Source organism: Mesorhizobium bavaricum (assembly GCF_056781655.1).
The window spans coordinates 5,466,715-5,484,862 of sequence record NZ_CM165566.1; the positions used below are offsets into that span (position 1 = coordinate 5,466,715).

Annotated in this window: 19 protein-coding genes; 9 read left to right on the forward strand and 10 right to left on the reverse strand. The window is 62.6% G+C overall.

What is annotated here, in order from left to right; translation table 11 throughout:
* Positions 1 to 48: 48 nt before the first annotated feature.
* Positions 49 to 2,979, forward strand: coding sequence for a class I SAM-dependent methyltransferase (locus AC1RZR_RS26850; protein ID WP_481826514.1), 2,931 nt, complete (start codon positions 49 to 51; stop codon positions 2,977 to 2,979).
* A 170-nt stretch (positions 2,980 to 3,149) separates the two neighbouring features.
* Positions 3,150 to 4,148, forward strand: a complete 999-nt coding sequence (locus tag AC1RZR_RS26855) for a transporter (RefSeq protein WP_481826515.1) — start codon at positions 3,150 to 3,152, stop codon at positions 4,146 to 4,148.
* A 17-nt stretch (positions 4,149 to 4,165) separates the two neighbouring features.
* On the opposite strand, the gene AC1RZR_RS26860 is transcribed toward AC1RZR_RS26855, so the two are convergent.
* The 8 genes from AC1RZR_RS26860 to cysS all read right to left on the reverse strand — a co-directional run bounded on the left by AC1RZR_RS26860 (position 4,166) and on the right by cysS (position 11,226).
* Positions 4,166 to 4,852, reverse strand: coding sequence for a glutathione S-transferase family protein (locus AC1RZR_RS26860; RefSeq protein ID WP_477276179.1), 687 nt, complete (start codon positions 4,850 to 4,852; stop codon positions 4,166 to 4,168).
* A 10-nt stretch (positions 4,853 to 4,862) separates the two neighbouring features.
* Entirely contained in the window at positions 4,863 to 5,780 is a 918-nt protein-coding gene (gene rarD / locus AC1RZR_RS26865) for an EamA family transporter RarD (RefSeq protein ID WP_481826516.1), read from the reverse strand.
* Between the two features lie 83 nt (positions 5,781 to 5,863).
* A complete protein-coding gene (cimA, locus tag AC1RZR_RS26870; protein WP_481826517.1) occupies positions 5,864 to 7,486 on the reverse strand; it encodes a citramalate synthase in 1,623 nt (540 codons plus the stop codon).
* A complete protein-coding gene (gene pip, locus AC1RZR_RS26875) occupies positions 7,483 to 8,439 on the reverse strand; it encodes a prolyl aminopeptidase (RefSeq protein WP_481826518.1) in 957 nt (318 codons plus the stop codon). The genes cimA and pip overlap by 4 nt, the downstream gene beginning before the upstream one ends.
* Positions 8,436 to 8,912 carry a GFA family protein gene (locus AC1RZR_RS26880; protein ID WP_477276171.1) on the reverse strand — a complete coding sequence of 159 codons (477 nt, stop codon included), beginning with the start codon at positions 8,910 to 8,912 and terminating at the stop codon, positions 8,436 to 8,438. Before AC1RZR_RS26880 ends, pip begins: the two co-directional genes overlap by 4 nt.
* Positions 8,909 to 9,400, reverse strand: coding sequence for a GFA family protein (locus AC1RZR_RS26885; RefSeq protein ID WP_477276169.1), 492 nt, complete (start codon positions 9,398 to 9,400; stop codon positions 8,909 to 8,911). Before AC1RZR_RS26885 ends, AC1RZR_RS26880 begins: the two co-directional genes overlap by 4 nt.
* A gap of 6 nt (positions 9,401 to 9,406) precedes the next feature.
* Entirely contained in the window at positions 9,407 to 9,793 is a 387-nt protein-coding gene (locus AC1RZR_RS26890) for a VOC family protein (RefSeq protein ID WP_477276167.1), read from the reverse strand.
* Positions 9,790 to 11,226, reverse strand: a complete 1,437-nt coding sequence (gene cysS / locus AC1RZR_RS26895) for a cysteine--tRNA ligase (RefSeq protein ID WP_481826519.1) — start codon at positions 11,224 to 11,226, stop codon at positions 9,790 to 9,792. The genes AC1RZR_RS26890 and cysS overlap by 4 nt, the downstream gene beginning before the upstream one ends.
* 440 nt (positions 11,227 to 11,666) lie before the next feature.
* Between cysS and AC1RZR_RS26900 the strand changes: the two genes are divergently transcribed.
* Entirely contained in the window at positions 11,667 to 11,822 is a 156-nt protein-coding gene (locus AC1RZR_RS26900; RefSeq protein WP_111549195.1) for a hypothetical protein, read from the forward strand.
* Positions 11,823 to 11,894: 72 nt separating this feature from the next.
* Here the strand turns inward: AC1RZR_RS26900 and AC1RZR_RS26905 are convergent, their stop codons facing one another.
* Positions 11,895 to 12,656 carry an SOS response-associated peptidase gene (locus tag AC1RZR_RS26905; RefSeq protein WP_481826520.1) on the reverse strand — a complete coding sequence of 254 codons (762 nt, stop codon included), beginning with the start codon at positions 12,654 to 12,656 and terminating at the stop codon, positions 11,895 to 11,897.
* 131 nt (positions 12,657 to 12,787) lie between these two features.
* Here AC1RZR_RS26905 and AC1RZR_RS26910 point away from each other — a divergent pair, with 131 nt between their 5' ends.
* From AC1RZR_RS26910 to AC1RZR_RS26925, 4 genes are all read left to right on the forward strand, one after another.
* Entirely contained in the window at positions 12,788 to 13,222 is a 435-nt protein-coding gene (locus AC1RZR_RS26910) for an NUDIX hydrolase (RefSeq protein ID WP_481826521.1), read from the forward strand.
* A gap of 65 nt (positions 13,223 to 13,287) precedes the next feature.
* A complete protein-coding gene (locus tag AC1RZR_RS26915) occupies positions 13,288 to 13,665 on the forward strand; it encodes a TIGR02301 family protein (protein ID WP_481826522.1) in 378 nt (125 codons plus the stop codon).
* Positions 13,666 to 14,031: 366 nt separating this feature from the next.
* Positions 14,032 to 14,289 (forward strand): hypothetical protein, encoded by a 258-nt coding sequence (locus AC1RZR_RS26920; RefSeq protein ID WP_008874920.1) that lies wholly within the window; start codon positions 14,032 to 14,034, stop codon positions 14,287 to 14,289.
* 70 nt (positions 14,290 to 14,359) lie between these two features.
* The gene (locus AC1RZR_RS26925) at positions 14,360 to 15,142 is read left to right on the forward strand and encodes a hypothetical protein (RefSeq protein ID WP_477276157.1); all 783 of its coding nucleotides are present in this window, start codon (positions 14,360 to 14,362) and stop codon (positions 15,140 to 15,142) included.
* A 56-nt stretch (positions 15,143 to 15,198) separates the two neighbouring features.
* On the opposite strand, the gene AC1RZR_RS26930 is transcribed toward AC1RZR_RS26925, so the two are convergent.
* Positions 15,199 to 16,530: a dihydroorotase gene (locus tag AC1RZR_RS26930; RefSeq protein WP_481826523.1), complete on the reverse strand. Its 1,332-nt coding sequence runs from the start codon at positions 16,528 to 16,530 to the stop codon at positions 15,199 to 15,201.
* 73 nt (positions 16,531 to 16,603) lie between these two features.
* On the opposite strand from AC1RZR_RS26930, the gene ygfZ reads away from it, so the two are divergent.
* A complete protein-coding gene (gene ygfZ / locus AC1RZR_RS26935; RefSeq protein ID WP_481826524.1) occupies positions 16,604 to 17,464 on the forward strand; it encodes a CAF17-like 4Fe-4S cluster assembly/insertion protein YgfZ in 861 nt (286 codons plus the stop codon).
* Entirely contained in the window at positions 17,464 to 18,099 is a 636-nt protein-coding gene (locus AC1RZR_RS26940; RefSeq protein ID WP_481826525.1) for an HD domain-containing protein, read from the forward strand. Before ygfZ ends, AC1RZR_RS26940 begins: the two co-directional genes overlap by 1 nt.
* Positions 18,100 to 18,148 lie beyond the last annotated feature (49 nt).

Sequence of the window (18,148 nt, forward strand, 5' to 3'; positions counted from 1 at the left end):
GTCTATGGCGCGAGATCTGCCGTCCCTGCCCGTCCGTAACGAGAGAGCATGATGGACCCTGATTTTTCTACGTGGTTTGAAGGCAAGTACCTTTCCACCGACTGGACGTCGCCATTCTTCTCCGTCTGGGCGGCGCTGCTTGCAGCGCGCCGTGACGAGCCCCTCAAGGTCCTGGAAATCGGTTCCTGGGAGGGCCGGTCCGCGATTTTCTTTCTACGATATCTGAGCAAGTGCCAACTGACATGCATCGATACGTTCAGTGGAAGTCCCGAACACACACTTCGGGCCAGATGGGCCGACCAGCTTGCCCATGTGGAACAACGTTTCGACCTCAACATCGCTGAATTCGGCGGACGGGTCGAAAAGATCAAAAGCCGTTCGTCGCAAGCGTTGGCTCGCCTGGTCGCCGAGGAGCGCAGTTTCGACGTCGTCTTCATCGACGGCAGCCATCACAGCGCCGATGTCCAGGCCGATGCCGTGTTTTCCTGGCAGATGGTCCGGGACGGCGGGATCGTCATTTTCGACGATTATGAGTGGACGTTCTTCCCCGACGAAGTCGATCGCCCGAAACTTGGAATCGATACGTTCCTGTCGGTGCATGCTGGCCAATACCGCGAGTTGTACCGGGGCCAGCAAATCATTGTCCAAAAAATCGCGGCCTCAAAAATCGAACCTTCACGGGAGCCCGCGCCGGCACTGCGGCGGGAGGCCGGCCAGGCGCTCGGCATCGCTGAAAACAGCGTCGAATTTGTCCTGATTGCCGAAGCGGGCATTCTCGAAGCACAAGCCCTGTTGCTGTGCGAGAGCATACGGTGTTTCACCGGCGTCTATTCGCGGTGCCCGATAACGGTCGTGTCGCCAAGGAGCAGCCGTCGCCCATCCTTGTCGACGCTGCGCAAACTCGAGCAGCTGGACGTCGAATATCTGCCGCTCGAGATCGAGAGTTGCTACCCGCAATACGGTACGTCCTATCGCATCCATGTGCTCGCTCACGTCGAACGTCGGCCGGGACCGCCAGTCATCATCCAGCTCGACAGCGATACGATATTTGTCGCCGAACCCGATTTCTCGTTGGGCACAGGTGCGACTGCCGCGCGTCCGGTGGACATGAAGGGCATGTGCACGACCGGGCCTGGCGATCCATTCGACAGCTACTGGAGACAGTTGTGCACCCTTGTCGGCGTCGACTATGAGCATCTCCCCATCGTGGAGACAACGGTCCATCGTCAGGCGGTGCGAGCGAGCTACGATGGCGGGCTCCTTGTGGCAAAGAGGGCATGCGGCCTTTTCCAGCGGACCGAAGACATTTTCAGGCAATTGGTGGCCGCGGATATGAAACCGTGGACCGACGGGCCAACCATCAGCACCGGGACCGGAGTTCTGCACGGAGAGGCCACCACCTATTGGGGCACAAGCCAGGCGGCGTTCTCGCTGGCGGCAGTCGCCGGAAACCACCCCGTTCGACTTTTGCCGGACACGCACAATTTTCCACTCAATTGCGTGGCTGCGCTGGCGGTGCCTGACCCGGCGCGCTTGGTCCATATCCACTATCATCACCTGTTCAGCGCCGGATCGGCTGGTGCAAATCCGGTATTGAACGGAACTCTGGACCTTCCGGTGGGAATTTCCGAATGGCTTCTGGCCCGGCTGCCGCTGCAGGAAAGCCCGCAACCGACGGTGCCGAAGCGTGATCTGCCAAAACCACCCAGGAGAAAGGCAATCCTCGTCCTGGGTATGCACCGCAGCGGCACCTCCGCGCTTGGCGGCGTGATCAATGCACTTGGAGCGGCCGGTCCGAAAAATCCGCTGTCCTCAAATTCCCACAATCCCAAGGGATTCTGGGAAAGCGCCCGCCTCCATCTCGCCAATGAAGACCTGCTGGCATCGGCAAATTCCCACTGGAGTGACTGGCGGGCGCTCGACCCGCGATGGATGCAATCGCAGGCAGCCGATCGGCATCGCCACAAAATCAGGGCGATCCTCGACAATGAATTCGGCGACGAGCCCTTGTTTTTTGTCAAGGACCCGCGGATTTGTCGATTTGTCCCGTTCTTGTCGTCGATCCTGGCCGAGATGGCGGTCGACGCGGTCGCATTTCTGCCGGTCCGCAATCCTCTCGAGGTCGCGTTGTCGCTGAGGCGGCGCGATGGTCTGCCGCTGCCAAGATCACTTATGCTGTGGCTGAGGCACGTGCTCGATGCGGAGTATCATTCGCGAGGCATGCCACGATATTTCCTGCGCCACGAAGATTTCCTCATCGACTGGCGACGCCTTATGGACCGTGCGGCCAAACAAACTGATGTCGTCTGGCCGGCTCGTTCCAGCCAGGCCGATGTCGAGATCGAACAGTTCCTGACCGCGGACCTGCATCATGAAAGGGCCTCGATCGAAGACATGCGGAACCATCCGGATGTCACACCGCTGATCCGGAAAACCTATGACATTTTCCGTGCCATGGCGGTCGATGGCGAAAGCCCTGAATTGCGCGCTGAACTGGATCGGGTGCGGATGGGGTTCGACGAAAGCTGCGATGTGTTGGGTATGATGGTCGCCGCCGAGACCGAACAGTTACGCGGGGAGCTTGGAGCGCGGAATTTGGAGTACGGGGCAGCCATTCGCGCCCAGCACGACCTCAGGCTCGAGCACAATGCGGTCGTTCGCGCCCTTCATGACGTCGGACTCGAGCGCGATACGGTCGCCGGCGTCCTTCACGATCTCAGGCTCGAGCACGATGCAGCCGTTCGCGCCCATCATGAGCTTGGACTCGAGCGCGATACGGTCGCCCGTGCCCTTCATGACGTCGAGATCGAGCGCGATTCGGCCGTTCGTGCCGTTCACGACCTCAGCCTCGAGCGCGATGAGCTCTTCCGCGACCGGGACGCTCTCTGGGCAGAACGCAACGCGCTTCTCGCATCAAGCAGCTGGCGGTTGACCGCACCGCTGCGTTGGGTGCGAGGCCCGTTCGTGCGCCGACGATGACGGCAAAATCGAACGCGGCCAGCGCGACGCCAGTGACGGAGTGTGACCGACAGACTGCGATCGGCTGTCAATAAACCGTCACACGAAACCGGGTTCGCCCGTGCTAGGAATTGGGGTCAGGCGGCCGCCATGCGACGCCATGTTCGAAACCTGCATCTGGCACCGCACCCATGGATATCGCTCTCGCCCCGGAAGGCACCGACCTGTCGCCTTACCTGCCCGACGAGCACGGGCTGTTCTTCATCTACCATTTCACCACTGAGGGCCTGCGCACCAAAGACCCGGCACAGGCGTGCTGGACATGGCGTAGCTATCAGATCACCGACCTGCATGCACGCCAGGAGATCGCCGCCGAAAACGCTTTGCCGAGGCCGGTGCGCGACGCCTTCCTCGCCCCCAGCCATGGCTGCCACATCGACTTCGAAGATGGCTGGCTCCATGGCGATCTGCCGGATCTGAAACACGACTTTTCGGAGGCGCGCGGGCTCGTCCATTTCCGCTTCGCCTTCAACGAGACGATGCTGATCGGCGCGCGCAAACAGCCGCTGGAATCGGTCGATGCCGTCCGCAAGGCGGTGGAGAATGGATCGCGAAAATTCCGCTCGCCGGCGGAACTGATCGAGGCGGTCACGGGCCAGTCGCTCGACGGCATGTCGGCCGAGCTCGGCAAACTGGGTGACACGCTCGATGGCATCGAAGACCGCGTCGTGCGCGATGCATGGCACAATGAGCGACAAGCGCTGGTCGAGGCGCGCCGGCAACTCGTGGTGATCCATCGGCAGATGGCGACGATCACCAATCTGTTCCGGCATCTCGACCATTCGCATTGCAACGAGTTGCCTGACCCGATCAACGACATGGCGGCAAGGCTCTTGCAACGGGCGCATACGCTCTACCATGACGGCGAGCAGTTGCAGGCGCGCACAAGGCTTTTGCAGGACGAACTGATGGCCAAGCTGACCATGCAGTCGAACCAGCTGCTCTATGTTCTCTCCGTCATGACGGCGGTGCTGCTGCCGATGACCATCATCTCGGGCTTGTTCGGCATGAATGTCGGCGGGTTGCCGCTGGTCGACACGCCGGTGGGCTTCTGGGTGGTGACGGCAATATCGGTGGTTATCGCGTCAGCCACCTATTTGTTCGTCAGGCGGCTTGGCCGGGGGTTGTAACGCCGGCCGGGCGGTCCTTACGCTGTGGCGCGAAGATCCTCGATGATGGTGCCGGCGGCATGGACTTCCGCTTCATGGTCGGGCTCACGCCATATCTCGGCAAGACCCGCGGCATACCATTCCCGCATCGCCGGCAGACTGAGCAACTGTGCCGGATAGGTCGCGGCCGCCCCCTCGAAGGAGAGCCCATAGGACTGGGCCCGAAACGCCACCGGGGCAAAGAAGGCATCGGCGGCGGTAAAATGAGCGCCGGCGAGAAACGGCCCGCCGAAACGGGCAAGGCCATCATTCCAGAGATCGCCGAGGCGAAACAGATCCTGCTTCAGCGCATTGGACATCGGGAACGGTTCTACCCGCACGCCGCAATTCATCGGACATGCGCCGCGCAGCGCGGTGAAGCTCGAATGCATTTCGGCGGCGGCCGAGCGTGCCCAGGCGCGCGCCTTGGCCTCGACAGGCCAGACGCCATGATGGCGCTCGGCCAGATATTCGGCGATGGCGAGCGAATCCCAGACTGCCCAGCCATCGTCGATCAAGCAGGGCACCCGGCCACTCGGTGAGAACGGCCGGTAGAGGTCCCAGCTCGATCCGGTCGGAAACGGCGTCAGCCGCTCCTCGAACGGAATATCCAGCTCGTGCATGAGGAGCCATGGCCGCAGCGACCATGAGGAATAATTCTTGTTGGCGATGTGCAGCAGGTACATCCGAAATCCCTTACCTGACAGAAGCCTTGCGCGCCGTCGTCAGCATCGACCAGGAATAGATCGCCAATGCCGCCCAGATCAGCGCAAAGGCAACGGCCTGGGTGATGCCGAAAGGCTCGTCGAAGATCAGCACGGCGATCAGGAACACCATGGTCGGCGCGATATATTGCATGATGCCGATGGTCGAGAGGCGCAGGAGCTTGGCGCCGAAAGCGAACAGCAGCAGCGGGACCGATGTGACCGGACCACAGCCGATCAGCAACGCCGTATCGGCGCCACTACCGGACACGATGTGGTCCTGCCCGGTGCCGATCAGGTAGGCGATGTAACCGAGGGCCGGCACCGACAGCAAAAGCACTTCGAGCAGGAACCCTTGGCTCGGGCCGATCGGCAGCGTCTTGCGGAAGAAGCCGTAGGCGGCGAAGGAAAACGCCAGCGCCAGCGACACCCAGGGCAGCTTGCCGCCTTCGATGGTCAGCACCGCGACGGCGACCGCCGCCAGCACCACCGCCGCAATCTGCAGCCGGTCGAGACGCTCACCCAGCAACAGCGCGCCGACGACGACGCTGACCAGTGGATTGATGTAATAGCCAAGCGCGGTTTCGACGGTGCGGTCGACGGCGATCGCCCAGACATAGATGCCCCAGTTGACCGAGATCAGCGCCGCCGTCAGCGCGGCCATGGCGATGGTGCGTGGTGAGCGAAGTGCCGCCTTGAAATCCGCCGTGCGGCCGGCCCAGACCAGAACGGCGGCGGCAATCGGCACCGACCAGACGATGCGATGGGCGATGACTTCGGCGAGCGGCAGATGGGCGACCGCCTTCATGTAGAAGGGCAACAGCCCCCACAGGAGATAGGCGCCCAACGCCAGCAGGAAGCCGCGGCGGGCCTTTGCATCTGCGTCCAGAACAAGTGCTTCAGTGGCCATGGGCCAACGCTATGGCCCAGCCACCTTGCCAAGACCATCGCAAAGTTCTGATGGATCAATGGACTTTCGCTGATGGTTCAACCCTACTCCGCCGCGACCAGCCCGGCCATCTCGCGGTTCTTCATCAGCTTGTAGACGATGGAATCCATCAGCGCCTGGAACGAGGCGTCGATGATGTTTTCGGAAACACCGACCGTCCACCAGCGCGCGCCGGTGCCGTCATGCGATTCGATCAGCACGCGGGTGATCGCTTCGGTGCCGCCATTGAGGATACGCACCTTGAAGTCGGCAAGCTCCATGTCGGCGATCTCGCCCTGGAATTTGCCGAGATCCTTGCGCAGTGCGATGTCGAGTGCGTTGACCGGCCCATGTCCCTCAGCCACCGACATCTTCTCCTCGCCGTCGACCAGAACTTTCACGATCGCCTCTGACACCGTCTTCAACTGGCCGTTGGCATCGAAGCGACGCTCGACCATGCAGCGGAACGAGGTGACGTTGAAGAATTCCGGCAGGCCGTGCAGCATCTTGCGCGCCAACAGCTCGAAACTGGCATCGGCCCCTTCATAGGCATAGCCCTCGGCCTCGCGTTCCTTGACCACGGCAATCAGCGCATCGAGCCGGTGGTCGTCCTTCGGCACGTCGATGCCGCGCCGCTTCAGCTCGGCGAGGAAATTGGCCTTGCCGCCCTGGTCAGAGACCATGACGCGGCGGCGGTTGCCGACCGCTTCCGGAGGAACGTGCTCGTAGGTCGCCGGCTCCTTGGCCAGTGCAGAGGCATGGATGCCGGCCTTGGTGGCGAAGGCCGAGGCGCCGACATAGGGCGCCTGCGCTTCCGGCGCACGGTTCAAGAGTTCATCGAAGGCGCGGGACAGCCTGGAGACACCGGTCAGGGCTTCGGCCGAAATACCGGTCTCGAACCGGGTCGCGAAGGCCGGCTTTAGCGCCAAGGTCGGCACGATCGAGATCAGATTGGCGTTGCCGCAGCGCTCGCCGATGCCGTTGAGCGTGCCCTGGATCTGGCGCACGCCGGCCTCGACCGCGGCCAGCGAATTGGCGACCGCCTGGCCGGTGTCGTCATGGGCATGTATGCCGAGATTGCCGCCGGGAATGCCAGAGGCGATGACGCTCTCGACAATGGCGCGGACTTCCGACGGCTGTGTGCCACCATTGGTGTCGCACAGCACTACCCAGCGCGCGCCGGCATCAAAGGCTGTCCTGGCACAGGCCAGTGCATAGTCGGGATTGGCCTTGAAGCCGTCGAAGAAATGCTCGCAATCGACCAATGCCTCCTTGCCGGCGGCGATCGCCGCCTCTACCGAGGCCTTGATGGCATCGAGGTTTTCCTCGTTGGTGCAACCAAGCGCCACGCGGACGTGGTAGTCCCAGCTCTTGGCGACGAAGCAGATGGCGTCCGACTTCGACTGCACAAGGGCTGCAAGGCCGGGATCGTTGGAAGCCGACACCCCTGCCCGCTTGGTCATGCCGAAGGCGACGAATTTGGCGCGCGCCGTGCGCTTCTGCTGGAAGAAGGCGGTGTCGGTCGGGTTGGCGCCGGGATAGCCGCCCTCGACATAGTCGAGGCCGAACGCATCAAGCAGTTTTGCGATGGCAATCTTGTCCTCGACGGAAAAGTCGATGCCCGGCGTCTGCTGGCCATCGCGCAGTGTCGTGTCGAAGAGATAGAGGCGCTCGCGGGTCATGGTCATTTCCCCACAAACCTGTCTGTCGCCCGGATCAGCTGGTCCAGGATACCCGGTTCCGAATAGGCATGACCGGCACCTTCGATCAGGTGGAAATCCGCCTTCGGCCAGGCCTTGTGCAGCGCCCAGGCATAGTGCGCCGGACACGGCATGTCGTAGCGGCCATGGACGATGGTGCCCGGTATGTCCCTGAGTTTGAAAGCATCACGCAGCAACTGTCCTTCCTCCAGCCAACCGGCATGGACGAAATAATGGTTCTCGATGCGGGCAAAGGCGATGGCATAATCATCCTGCCCGAACGGGCCGCTGGTCTCGGGGTCCGGCAAGAGCGTGATTGTTTCGCCTTCCCAAAGGCTCCAGGCGCGCGCCGCCTCGATCTGTGCCGTGCGGTCCGTGCCGACCAGCCGCTTGCGGTAGGCGGCCATCATGTCGCCGCGCTCGGCCTCGGGGATCGGTGCCAGGAAGCGCTCCCATTTGTCCGGGAACATTTCCGAGACGCCGAACTGATAATACCATTCGAGCTCCGCACGCGTCAGCGTGTAGATGCCGCGCACCACCAGTTCGCTGACGCGATCGGGGTGCGTTTCGGCATAGGCCAGAGCCAGGGTCGAGCCCCAGGAGCCGCCGAACACCAGCCATTTGTCGAAACCGGCCATTTCGCGCAGGCGTTCGATGTCGGCGACGAGATGCCAGGTGGTGTTGGCTTCGAGCGAGGCGTTGGGCGTCGATTTTCCGCAGCCGCGCTGGTCGAACAGGATGACGTCGTAAAGCTTTGGGTCGAACAGCCGCCGGTGCTTTGGCGAGATGGTGCCGCCCGGCCCGCCATGCAGGAACACCGCCGGCTTGGCGCCCCTGGTGCCGGAACGTTCCCAATAGACCTGATGACCGTCGCCGACATCGAGCATACCGGACTCGAATGCCTCGATCTCAGGATAGAGGGTACGCAATCGACTGCTCATAACTGCAAACCTTTGGTCGGCCAGTCGGCCGTTTCGTGGTCGGGGTGCTGGAAGGAGATGATCTGCTCCTGCCTGGTGTAGAAATCGGGATCCTGATGGACGGGCTGATCGAAGATGGTCTCCACCCAGGGCAGCCGCGCGGCGTAATTGACCTGGATCTGCGGGGCGAGATCGGAGCGGTCGTCGAAGGCGCCGATGGCGACCTCCAGCCCGCCGGGCTGCCGGTAGGTCAGCGGCGTGCCGCAGCGGGCACAGAAACCGCGATCGATGTTGACCGACGACTGGAAATAGCTCGGCTCCTCATGGGTCCATTCAACGCCATCCTTGGGCACGGTCACCAGCGCACCGAAGAACGAGCCGAACTGCTTCTGGCACATGCGGCAATGGCAGATGGACGGGCGGCCGAGCGCCCCATGAATGCGGAAACGCACGGCGCCGCACTGGCAGCCGCCGGTTCGTATTGTCTCGGTCATGATCTTTCCTTCGGTGGCCATTGTTCGGTGTCGTGGTCGGGATGCTGGTAGGAGACGAGATCGGCCAGATAGGGGGCCGACGACATGTCGGCCATCGTCTCCTCGCCCGGCAATTGCGGGATTGTGTCGACATAGGGCAGTTTTGCCTCGGTGCCCCACTGGATCAGCGGCACGATCTCCGCCGGATTGTCGAATGCACCAATGGCCAAGCCAACGCCGTCCGGCGCGGTGAAGGTCAGCGGCGTGCCGCAATCGGCGCAAAAGCCACGATCGACATGGCTGGACGAGCGGAAATATTTCGGCTCGCCACGCGTCCAGTCGAGCTTGGCGCCGCGCACCGACACGAGCGGTGCGTAGAACGAGCCGAACGCCTTCTGGCACATGCGGCAATGGCAGATCGAAGCGTCGCCAAGCGTGCCTTCGACGCGGAAGCGCACAGCGCCGCACTGGCAGCCACCGGTGTAGATCGGCCGGTTGTCGAGGCTCATCGCGGCTCACTCCGCGGCATGGCAGACGGCCTCGACATTGTTGCCGTCGGGATCGAAGACGAAGGCGCCGTAGTAATTGGGGTGATAGTGCGGGCGCAGGCCTGGCCCGCCATTGTCCTTGCCGCCGGCGGCAAGGGCGGCGGCATGGAAGGCATCGACCTCGGCGCGGCTGCGCGCGGTAAAGGCGACGTGCTGATGGTCTTTCGGCTTGTCCTTGCCGGAACTCAGCCAGAACACCGGCCGGTCGCGGCCATAGCCACCGACCTTGGCGCCGCCGGTGTATTCGAGCGGCACCATATACAATAGCGAGGCACCCAGCGGCGCCATCGCCTTGTCGTAGAAAGCCTTCGAAGCATCGAAATCGGCAACGGTGATGCCGAGATGGTCGATCATCTTTTTACCTCCCAGGTGGTGATGCGTTCGCCAGTGACGGGGTCCTTGCCGTCCTTCAACTGTACACCTTGTGCCAGCAACTCGTCGCGGATGCGGTCGGCCTCGGCCCAGTTCTTCGCCGCGATGAATGCGAGACGCATGGCGATGGCCTTGGCGATATGGTCTTCATCGACTTTCGCCGACGCGACGTCGAAGCCGAGGAACAGCAGCGAGGCCTTCAGCGCAGCGGCGGCTTCGTTGCCGTCGGCAGCCTCGCCGGCCAACTGCGTCAGGACCTGGAAGGCGGCATAGGTCGCGAGATCGTCCGACAACGCATCGATGACCGCCACCGGCAACTGCCCTGCCGCCACCGGCGCCAGGTCCGCCGCCCGCTTCCATTTGCGCAGCGTGTTCTCGGCCTCCTCCAGCTTGCGCACGGAAAAGTCGATCGGTTCGCGATAATGCGTCATCAGCATCGCCAACCGCAGCACTTCGCCCGGCCATTTACGGCCGCCAAAGGTCTCCGTCTCCAGCAGTTCGTTGATCGAATAGAAATTGCCAAGGCTCTTCGACATCTTCTGCCCCTCGACCTGCAGGAAGCCGTTGTGCATCCAGATGTTGGCCATGACGTCGGTGCCATGGGCGCAGCGCGACTGCGCGATCTCGTTCTCATGGTGCGGGAAGATCAGGTCGAGTCCGCCGCCATGGATATCGAAGACCTTGCCCAGATAGGCAGCCGACATCGCCGAGCATTCGATGTGCCAGCCCGGCCGGCCCCTGCCCCAGGGCGAATTCCAGCCCGGCTCCTCCGGTGACGACAGTTTCCACAGGACGAAATCTTGCGGGTTTTTCTTGTGCGCGTCGACGGCGATGCGGGCGCCGGCCTGCTGCTCGTCGAGATTGCGCTTCGACAATTGTCCGTAGTCCGGCATCGACGCCGTGTCGAACAACACTTCACCCGCCGCGACATAGGCATGGCCGCGTGCGATAAGGCTTTGAATCAAGGTGATCATGTCGGCCTTGCCATCGGTGCGGGGCTCGACGAATTCCGTCGCGCGCGGCTCGACCGTCGGCTCCAGGCAGCCGAGAACAGCTACATCCTTGTGGAACTGATCGGCGGTCTTTTCGGTGACCCGCCGGATCGCCTCGTTGAGCGAAAGCGCGCCGGAAGCGATCTCGCCGCCGAAATCCCGCAAAGCACGGGCGTTGATCTTGTCGTCGACGTCGGTGATGTTGCGCACATAGGTGACGTGCGTCTCGCCGTAGAGGTGGCGCAACAAGCGGAACAGCACATCGAAGACGATCACCGGCCTGGCATTGCCGATATGGGCAAAGTCGTAGACCGTCGGACCGCAGACATACATGCGCACGTTCAGCGGATCGATCGGGACGAAATCCACTTTCGTCCGCGTCAACGTGTTGTAGAGGCGCAAGCCCTGCGATGCGTCAGACATTCGTGCCTTCCCGGTTCGTTACTTCTTTTGAGCATGATCTGGTCCGAAAACCGGTTCCCACTTTTCGGGATCATGCTTTGGCTGGAGCCGGACGCATCAAGCGCAAACCGGATTCCAGCCTGCTGGCCGGGGCGTTTGTCCAATCTGGGGAAAGATGAGGCGAAAACGTCCGGTCCAGCGCGAGGCTAGCCAATAATGCAAATGCCACAAATGGCGAAAAACGTTTTCATGGGCGGCTTTATCGCCTTGGCCAGTGTTGCCGTCAAGTCGCTAGTTTCGACAAAAACGTCGCTGGATCACAGGTATTGATGCACTGAAACATTTTATTAAACATGTCAGCACAGTCATGAAACATTCGCCGGCTAGATCAGCGGGCGTCACGATTTGGTCAGAATCGGCCATCAAACGCAGACACGAAAATGTTACCAGGGAAGAGAGACATGCCCCGAACCAAGCAGGAATCCAACCGCGCCAAGCAACCGGCGCTGGCCAACCACTACCGCGCAATCGGCCCGGCCGCGATCGTCGCCGCCCTTCTCCACACCGCGAAGAAGAAAAAGCCGGCGCAGAAGATCGTATCGCCTCGCGCTGCCTGAAATGATGCGCGGCCGGCGCAAAAGGCGCCGGGCATGACGGCGCCGATATGCGCCTCGTAATATCGTATCCTGCTAAAACAGAGTCATCTGACTGTCGTCCGCGCCGGGCTTCCGGCGCCTGACCTTCTCGGGCTTCGGCCCGATCTCGCCCCTCTCCTGAATCTCCGGTCCGGTGTTGGCGACCTTGTTGACGCGGTCGGAAACCGGAATCGCCTCGAAGAAATCAGGCTGCGCCGGCCGCAACAGGTCAGCGACATCGCGCGGCTCGAGCGTGCGGCAATCCAGCCAGCGGGCGAAATCCCTGGGATCGATCACCACCGGCATGCGGTCGTGAATATCAGCGATGTCGGCGTTGGCATTGACGGTCAGGATGGCGCCGGTGTCCATCTCCGAACCGCCCGGCTCGGCATAGGTCTCGATCAGGCCGGCAAAGGCGACCAACCCGCCATGCCTGGGCCGGATCCAATAGGGTTGCCCCTTCTTGCCGCCGGTTTGCCGCCACTCATAGAAGCCGGATGCCGGCACCAGCGCGCGGCGATGGCGCATGGCGGCCTTGAACGAGGCCTTTTCGGCGGCCCCTTCAGAGCGTGCGTTGAACAGCAGCGGAAACTCGCGCGTGTCCTTCACCCAGGTCGGGATCAGCCCCCAACGCACCAACATCGGCTGTCGGTCAGGCAGATTGGAGCCCAGCGCCCTGGGAGGACCGGCGATCACCATCAGGATCGGCTGCGTCGGCGCGATGTTGTAGCGCGCTGGAAATTCCTCCAGTTCAGCCAAGCCGAGCAGTGCGGCTGTCCGATCCGGTGTCGCGGTCAAGGCAAAGCGTCCGCACATGATCGGTTGGTACCCTTCGAACAGTTCGGTTTGAAGGTGGCAATGGAACCGGCGTTGCGCAACCGCTAAAGCTTCCCCATGCTGGGCGGTCCACAACAGACCCACCTTCAAATGAGCCTGATCGGGAATCCATGAACGAAGCGCGCAAGACACTTCCGGCGGTCTCGGTGGCCGTCGTGCGTGGCGACACCGTGCTCCTGGTCAAACGGGCGCGGCAGCCATCACAAGGGCTCTACGCCTTTCCGGGCGGCAAGGTCGAGGTTGGCGAGACGCTGGAGGCCGCGGCAAGGCGCGAACTTCTGGAAGAAACCGGCTTGCAGGCCACCGACTACCGCCCGCTTCGGGAAATCCACATCGACGGCAGGGACGACAGCCATCCGGTCGATTACATCCTCACAGTCTTTGGCGCCGCCTTTGCCGGCGGCGAGGCGGTGGCCAGCGACGATGCCGAAACGGCTGCCTTTTATACGCTGAACGAAATGAGAGCGCTGCCGCTCGCCGGCTCGGTGTTTGCCGTCGCCGAGGACTTGTTGGATCCCGGGGGAAACGCCGGGCTGCACCCCTGAAAATCGCCTTGCGGGCGACAAATTGTTTCGCCACAAAGGCTTACGCCGTTAGGCGGAGAAGGCTTATGAACCGTCCATCCCTGTACCTCACCGTATGTCTTGCCGTCAGCACGATCGTCTCGACGCGACCGGCGCTCAGCGCCGAGTTGCCGTTCGAGCCCGGGCTGATGCGGCTGGCGGAAGTTCTGGGGTCGCTGCATTTCCTGCGCAATTTGTGCGGTGAGAAAGGTGACCAGTGGCGTGTCGAGATGGAAAAGCTGCTCGATTCGGAAAATCCCGATGCCGAGCGGCGCGCCCGCTTCATCGCCAGCTTCAATCGCGGCTACCGCTCTTTCGGCGGCACCTACACGCAATGCACCCCTTCGGCGACCGAAGCCATCAGCCGTTATATGAAGGAAGGCGAAACGCTGTCGCGAGACATCGCCTCGCGTTACGGCAACTAGGCGCTCGGGACCGCCCAGCCATCCACAGATATCCGGACCATCACTGGCGGCGGTCGATATTTCCGGCTTGTGCCGGGTGACATCTTGGTGCAATGCTGATGTTGCACTTATGCAACAGTATTAACGAAACGTTACTGCGCGAATGCGGAATTAACTCAAACTGAAGGTTTTCGCCCCGCAGGCCGCCCTAATCGGCTAAGTTTGACCCGAGTTGAACGCAGCTTCGCACAAGGCAATCGGGATTTGTAAAAATCGATCAAAAAAATGTCGCATTTACAAATACTTAATTGACCTTGCGTGTGACAATGAACAGATCAAGCCTGATCCACATCGACGGATCGCCGCTTGAAAGGGTGGACATCGCATATGGAACATGGTGTCAACGACATCGACGCGCTGGTCAGGGAAGAGAAACGCCTGACCGCCGTGGAAAGCCACAGCGAAGCCTGGGCGGAAGGCCTCTCCGCCGGCATAGAGCCCGAGATCATTGCCGAGGCAGCGCTCGAGACAGCGTTCGGCGAGATGTTGCGTGCCAATGGCGAGACCTCGGCCCTTGCCCTGCTCGACCGCATGCGGGAAAAGGTGATTGCTGGCGCCTTCGAACCTGAACGGCTGCGGCACTGAACCGACGTCCGGTTCTTTGACGACAGAATGCCGCTCGGGCGTCATGCCCGGAAGCAGGGAGAAACGGGCAGTGAGTTTTTCGATGTCAGGCAAGCCGCGCGGCTTGATCCTTTGCATCTGCTTCGCCGCTTGCTGTGCCGCGATTCCCCTGGTTCTCGTCAGCAGCCCTGCTTATGCGCTAAGCGAGATCAAGCGCGAAGAGCTTCCCTCCCCGGTCCAGCCGTCTACGGATGACGACATGTCGCCGCCGGGAACCACCGTGCCAATGCCCGATCCGGTCGGAACGCCGCCTCCAACCAGCCAGCCGGCTGCCCCCAAAGAAGCCGAGCCGGAAAGCCCGGCGGACGGCGGCGTGACCAGGCCGCGCGTCGATCCGGACACGCCGGTGCCCGAGGTCGTCTACGATCTCGGCAAGCTACCGGAACCGGTGCGGCGCATGCATGCCCTGATCGTCGAAGCCTGCGAGAGCGGCGACATCGAAAGGCTGCGGCCCTTGATCGGCACGGGCGACAACACGACGCAATTGTCGCTGACCGATATAGACGGCGATGCCATCGCCTTCCTCAAGGGGCTGTCCGGCGACAAGGAGGGCCAGGAGATCCTGGCCATCCTGGAAGAGGTGCTCAATGCCGGCTATGTCCACCTCGATGCGGGCACGCCGGAAGAGCTCTATGTGTGGCCGTACTTCTTCGCGCTGCCATTGGACAAGCTCGATGCCAAGCAGCGGGTCGAACTGTTCAAGATCGTCACCGCCGGCGATTTCGACGACATGAAGCAGTTCGGCGCCTACATCTTCTACCGCGTCGGCATCACGCCGGCCGGGCAATGGACGTTCTTCGTCGCCGGCGACTGAGCCTTTTTGCCCCTCGGCGCCGGCTCTCCCCTCACCCCAGAAGCGGAGTTAGGGAGTTAGCTGGGCAATGCCTCGGAAAACTCCACTGCCCTGCCCTGGCTCGGCGTAACGATCTCGCCTTCCCACATGACGCGGCGGCCACGGATGACGGTGCCGACCGGCCAGCCGGTGACTTGCTTGCCATCATAAGGAGTCCAGCCGGCTTTCGAACCCGCCTGGGCGTTGGTGATGATTTCCTGCCGTTTCATGTCGACAATGGTGAAGTCGGCGTCGTAGCCGGCGGCGATGCGGCCTTTTCTCGCCATGCCGAAGATGCGCTGCGGGCCGTGGCTGGACAGGTCGACGAAGCGCTGCAGCGTCAGCCGGCCGGAATTGACGTGGTCGAGCATGATCGGCACCAGCGTCTGCACGCCGGTCATCCCCGAGGGCGAGGCCGGATAGGGCTTGGCCTTCTCGGCCAGCGTGTGCGGTGCGTGATCGGAACCGAGCACATCGACAATGCCTTGCGCGATGCCGTGCCAGACGCCGTCGCGATGGCTGATGTCGCGCACCGGCGGGTTCATCTGGATCAGCGTGCCGAGCCGCGCATAATCGTCAGCCGACAGGGTCAGGTGATGCGGAGTCGCCTCGCAGGTCGCGACATCCTTGTGCTGTTCGAGGAACAGGATCTCTTCGGCGGTCGAGATGTGCAGGACATGGATGCGGGCGCGAACATTGCGCGCGATGCGCACCAGCCGCTCGGTACAGCGCAAGGCGGCGATCGCGTCACGCCAGACCGGGTGAGATGACGGGTCGCCCTCGATGCGTTCGCCCAGACGCTCGCGCAACCGGAATTCGTCCTCGGAGTGAAAGGCGGCACGGCGGCGCGTATTCCGCAGGATCGAGGCGACGCCCTCGTCGTCCTCGACCAGCAGGTCGCCGGTGGACGAACCCATGAACACCTTGATCCCGGCCGCACCCGACAGCCGCTCGAGTTCGCCGACGTCTTTCGCATTCTCGCGGGTGCCGCCGACCCAGAAGGCGAAATCGCAATGCATGCGGCCGTTGCCGCGCCGCACCTTGTCTGCAAGCGCTGCCTCGCTGGTGGTCAGCGGATTGGTGTTGGGCATCTCGAACACGGCGGTGACACCGCCCAGCACCGCCGCCCGCGAACCGGTCTCCAGATCTTCCTTGTGCTCAAGCCCGGGCTCACGGAAATGCACCTGGCTGTCGATGACCCCGGGCAGGATGTGCAGGCCGCGGCAGTCGATCGTCTCGCCGGCCGACGCCTGTGAGAGATCGCCGATGGCAGCGATGCGCCCGTCCTTGACGCCGATGTCGCGAAACCCTTCGCCGTCATGGTTGACCACCGTGCCGCCTGTCAGGATGAGGTCGTAGGTCATGGCCATGCTCTCTTGCGGGGGGAGTGCCAGCGGCTTACGTAAAGGCCGACCGTTTTGCAAGATCAGGCTGCTTTCGCCAATGCCCTTTGCCCAGCTCAAAGACCGCGCACTCATCTCCGTCTCGGGCCCCGATGCCGAGCATTTTCTGCAAAACATCCTGACCACCGATCTGGACGTGTTGCATCCCGGCCAGGCAAAGCCCGGCGCGCTGCTCTCGCCGCAAGGCAAGATCCTGTTCGATTTCCTGGTCTCGCGCGCTAGCGAGAATGCATTCCGGCTGGAATGCCGTGCCGAAATTTCGGACGATTTCGTACGCCGGCTGACGCTCTACAAGCTGCGCGCCAAGGTCGAGATTGCCAAGGTGGATCAGGCGCTTGTCACCGTCGCATGGGGAGATGAGTCAACCACCTCACAATCTGATTCAACGGCGGCCGCCGATACGCGCTTTCCAAACGGCGCCGTCACGCGTTCCTATGGCGAAACAGGCGAGCGGAGCGACCTTGCCGCATGGCAAGCCTTGCGCATCGCCAGCGGCATTGCCGAAAGTGGGGCCGACTATGCGCTCGGCGACGCCTTTCCGCATGACGTACTGCTGGACGAAACCGGCGGCGTCGGCTTCAAGAAGGGCTGCTATGTCGGACAGGAGGTTGTCTCGCGCATGCAGCACCGCGGCACGGCCAGGCGGCGCGTGCTGATCGTCCAGGCCGAACTTCCCCTGCCGGCCGCGGGCACGGAACTCACCGTCGATGGACGGCCGGTCGGCTCGCTTGGCTCGAACGCCGGCACGAGCGGGCTGGCCATTGCCCGCATCGACAGGGTCAAGGCGGCGCTCGACGCCGGCCAGCCGATCATGGCGGGAGACGTGCCGGTTACCGTGGCCATTCCCGGCTGGGCGAAATTCAGCTTCCCGCAGGAAGCCGTCAGCGCGGAGGAGGCCTGATGGCAGCCGATCGCGTCGGTGCGCCAGCACGCGCCTGGCAGCGCATGCTGTCCGGCCGCCGGCTCGACCTGCTCGACCCCTCGCCGCTCGACATCGAGATATCGGACATCGCGCACGGGCTCGCCCGCGTCGCCCGCTGGAACGGCCAGACCAGCGGCGAGCACGCCTTTTCGGTTGCCCAGCACTCGCTGCTGGTCGAGGCGCTATTCTGCGACCTGGTGCCTGAGGCCCCGGCCGAGGCCCGGCTGGCAGCCCTGCTCCACGATGCTCCCGAATATGTCATCGGCGACATGATCTCGCCGTTCAAATCGGTGATGGGCGGCAGCTACAAGGACTGTGAATTGCGGCTGCAGCGCGCCATCCATCTGCGCTTCTCGCTGCCGCCGGAACCGGCTGTGGCGCTGCGCAAGGAAATCAAACGCGCCGACCAGATCGCCGCCTATTTCGAAGCAACGCTGCTTGCCGGTTTTTCGACCGCCGAGGCGACCGAATTCTTCGGCCGTCCGCGCGGCTTCAACGCCGATCGCTTCGATTTCACGCCACGCTCGGTTACCTGGGCGCAGAATGCGTTCCTGAAGCGTTTTTCGGCGATCGAGAAGTCGCGGCGCCAGGTCCCGGCACAGGCGATCGGCTGAAAAACGCTAAATTAACCGGCGGCGACCACAGTAGCCCGTTCGATCACGA

Coding starts and splice junctions, on each gene's coding strand:
- AC1RZR_RS26850 (WP_481826514.1), top strand. CDS start 49: ATGATGGACCCTGATTTTTCTACGTGGTTTGAAGGCAAGTACCTTTCC.
- AC1RZR_RS26855 (WP_481826515.1), top strand. CDS start 3,150: ATGGATATCGCTCTCGCCCCGGAAGGCACCGACCTGTCGCCTTACCTG.
- AC1RZR_RS26860 (WP_477276179.1), bottom strand. CDS start 4,852: ATGTACCTGCTGCACATCGCCAACAAGAATTATTCCTCATGGTCGCTG.
- rarD (WP_481826516.1), bottom strand. CDS start 5,780: ATGGCCACTGAAGCACTTGTTCTGGACGCAGATGCAAAGGCCCGCCGC.
- cimA (WP_481826517.1), bottom strand. CDS start 7,486: ATGACCATGACCCGCGAGCGCCTCTATCTCTTCGACACGACACTGCGC.
- pip (WP_481826518.1), bottom strand. CDS start 8,439: ATGAGCAGTCGATTGCGTACCCTCTATCCTGAGATCGAGGCATTCGAG.
- AC1RZR_RS26880 (WP_477276171.1), bottom strand. CDS start 8,912: ATGACCGAGACAATACGAACCGGCGGCTGCCAGTGCGGCGCCGTGCGT.
- AC1RZR_RS26885 (WP_477276169.1), bottom strand. CDS start 9,400: ATGAGCCTCGACAACCGGCCGATCTACACCGGTGGCTGCCAGTGCGGC.
- AC1RZR_RS26890 (WP_477276167.1), bottom strand. CDS start 9,793: ATGATCGACCATCTCGGCATCACCGTTGCCGATTTCGATGCTTCGAAG.
- cysS (WP_481826519.1), bottom strand. CDS start 11,226: ATGTCTGACGCATCGCAGGGCTTGCGCCTCTACAACACGTTGACGCGG.
- AC1RZR_RS26900 (WP_111549195.1), top strand. CDS start 11,667: ATGCCCCGAACCAAGCAGGAATCCAACCGCGCCAAGCAACCGGCGCTG.
- AC1RZR_RS26905 (WP_481826520.1), bottom strand. CDS start 12,656: ATGTGCGGACGCTTTGCCTTGACCGCGACACCGGATCGGACAGCCGCA.
- AC1RZR_RS26910 (WP_481826521.1), top strand. CDS start 12,788: ATGAACGAAGCGCGCAAGACACTTCCGGCGGTCTCGGTGGCCGTCGTG.
- AC1RZR_RS26915 (WP_481826522.1), top strand. CDS start 13,288: ATGAACCGTCCATCCCTGTACCTCACCGTATGTCTTGCCGTCAGCACG.
- AC1RZR_RS26920 (WP_008874920.1), top strand. CDS start 14,032: ATGGAACATGGTGTCAACGACATCGACGCGCTGGTCAGGGAAGAGAAA.
- AC1RZR_RS26930 (WP_481826523.1), bottom strand. CDS start 16,530: ATGGCCATGACCTACGACCTCATCCTGACAGGCGGCACGGTGGTCAAC.
- ygfZ (WP_481826524.1), top strand. CDS start 16,604: ATGCCCTTTGCCCAGCTCAAAGACCGCGCACTCATCTCCGTCTCGGGC.
- AC1RZR_RS26940 (WP_481826525.1), top strand. CDS start 17,464: ATGGCAGCCGATCGCGTCGGTGCGCCAGCACGCGCCTGGCAGCGCATG.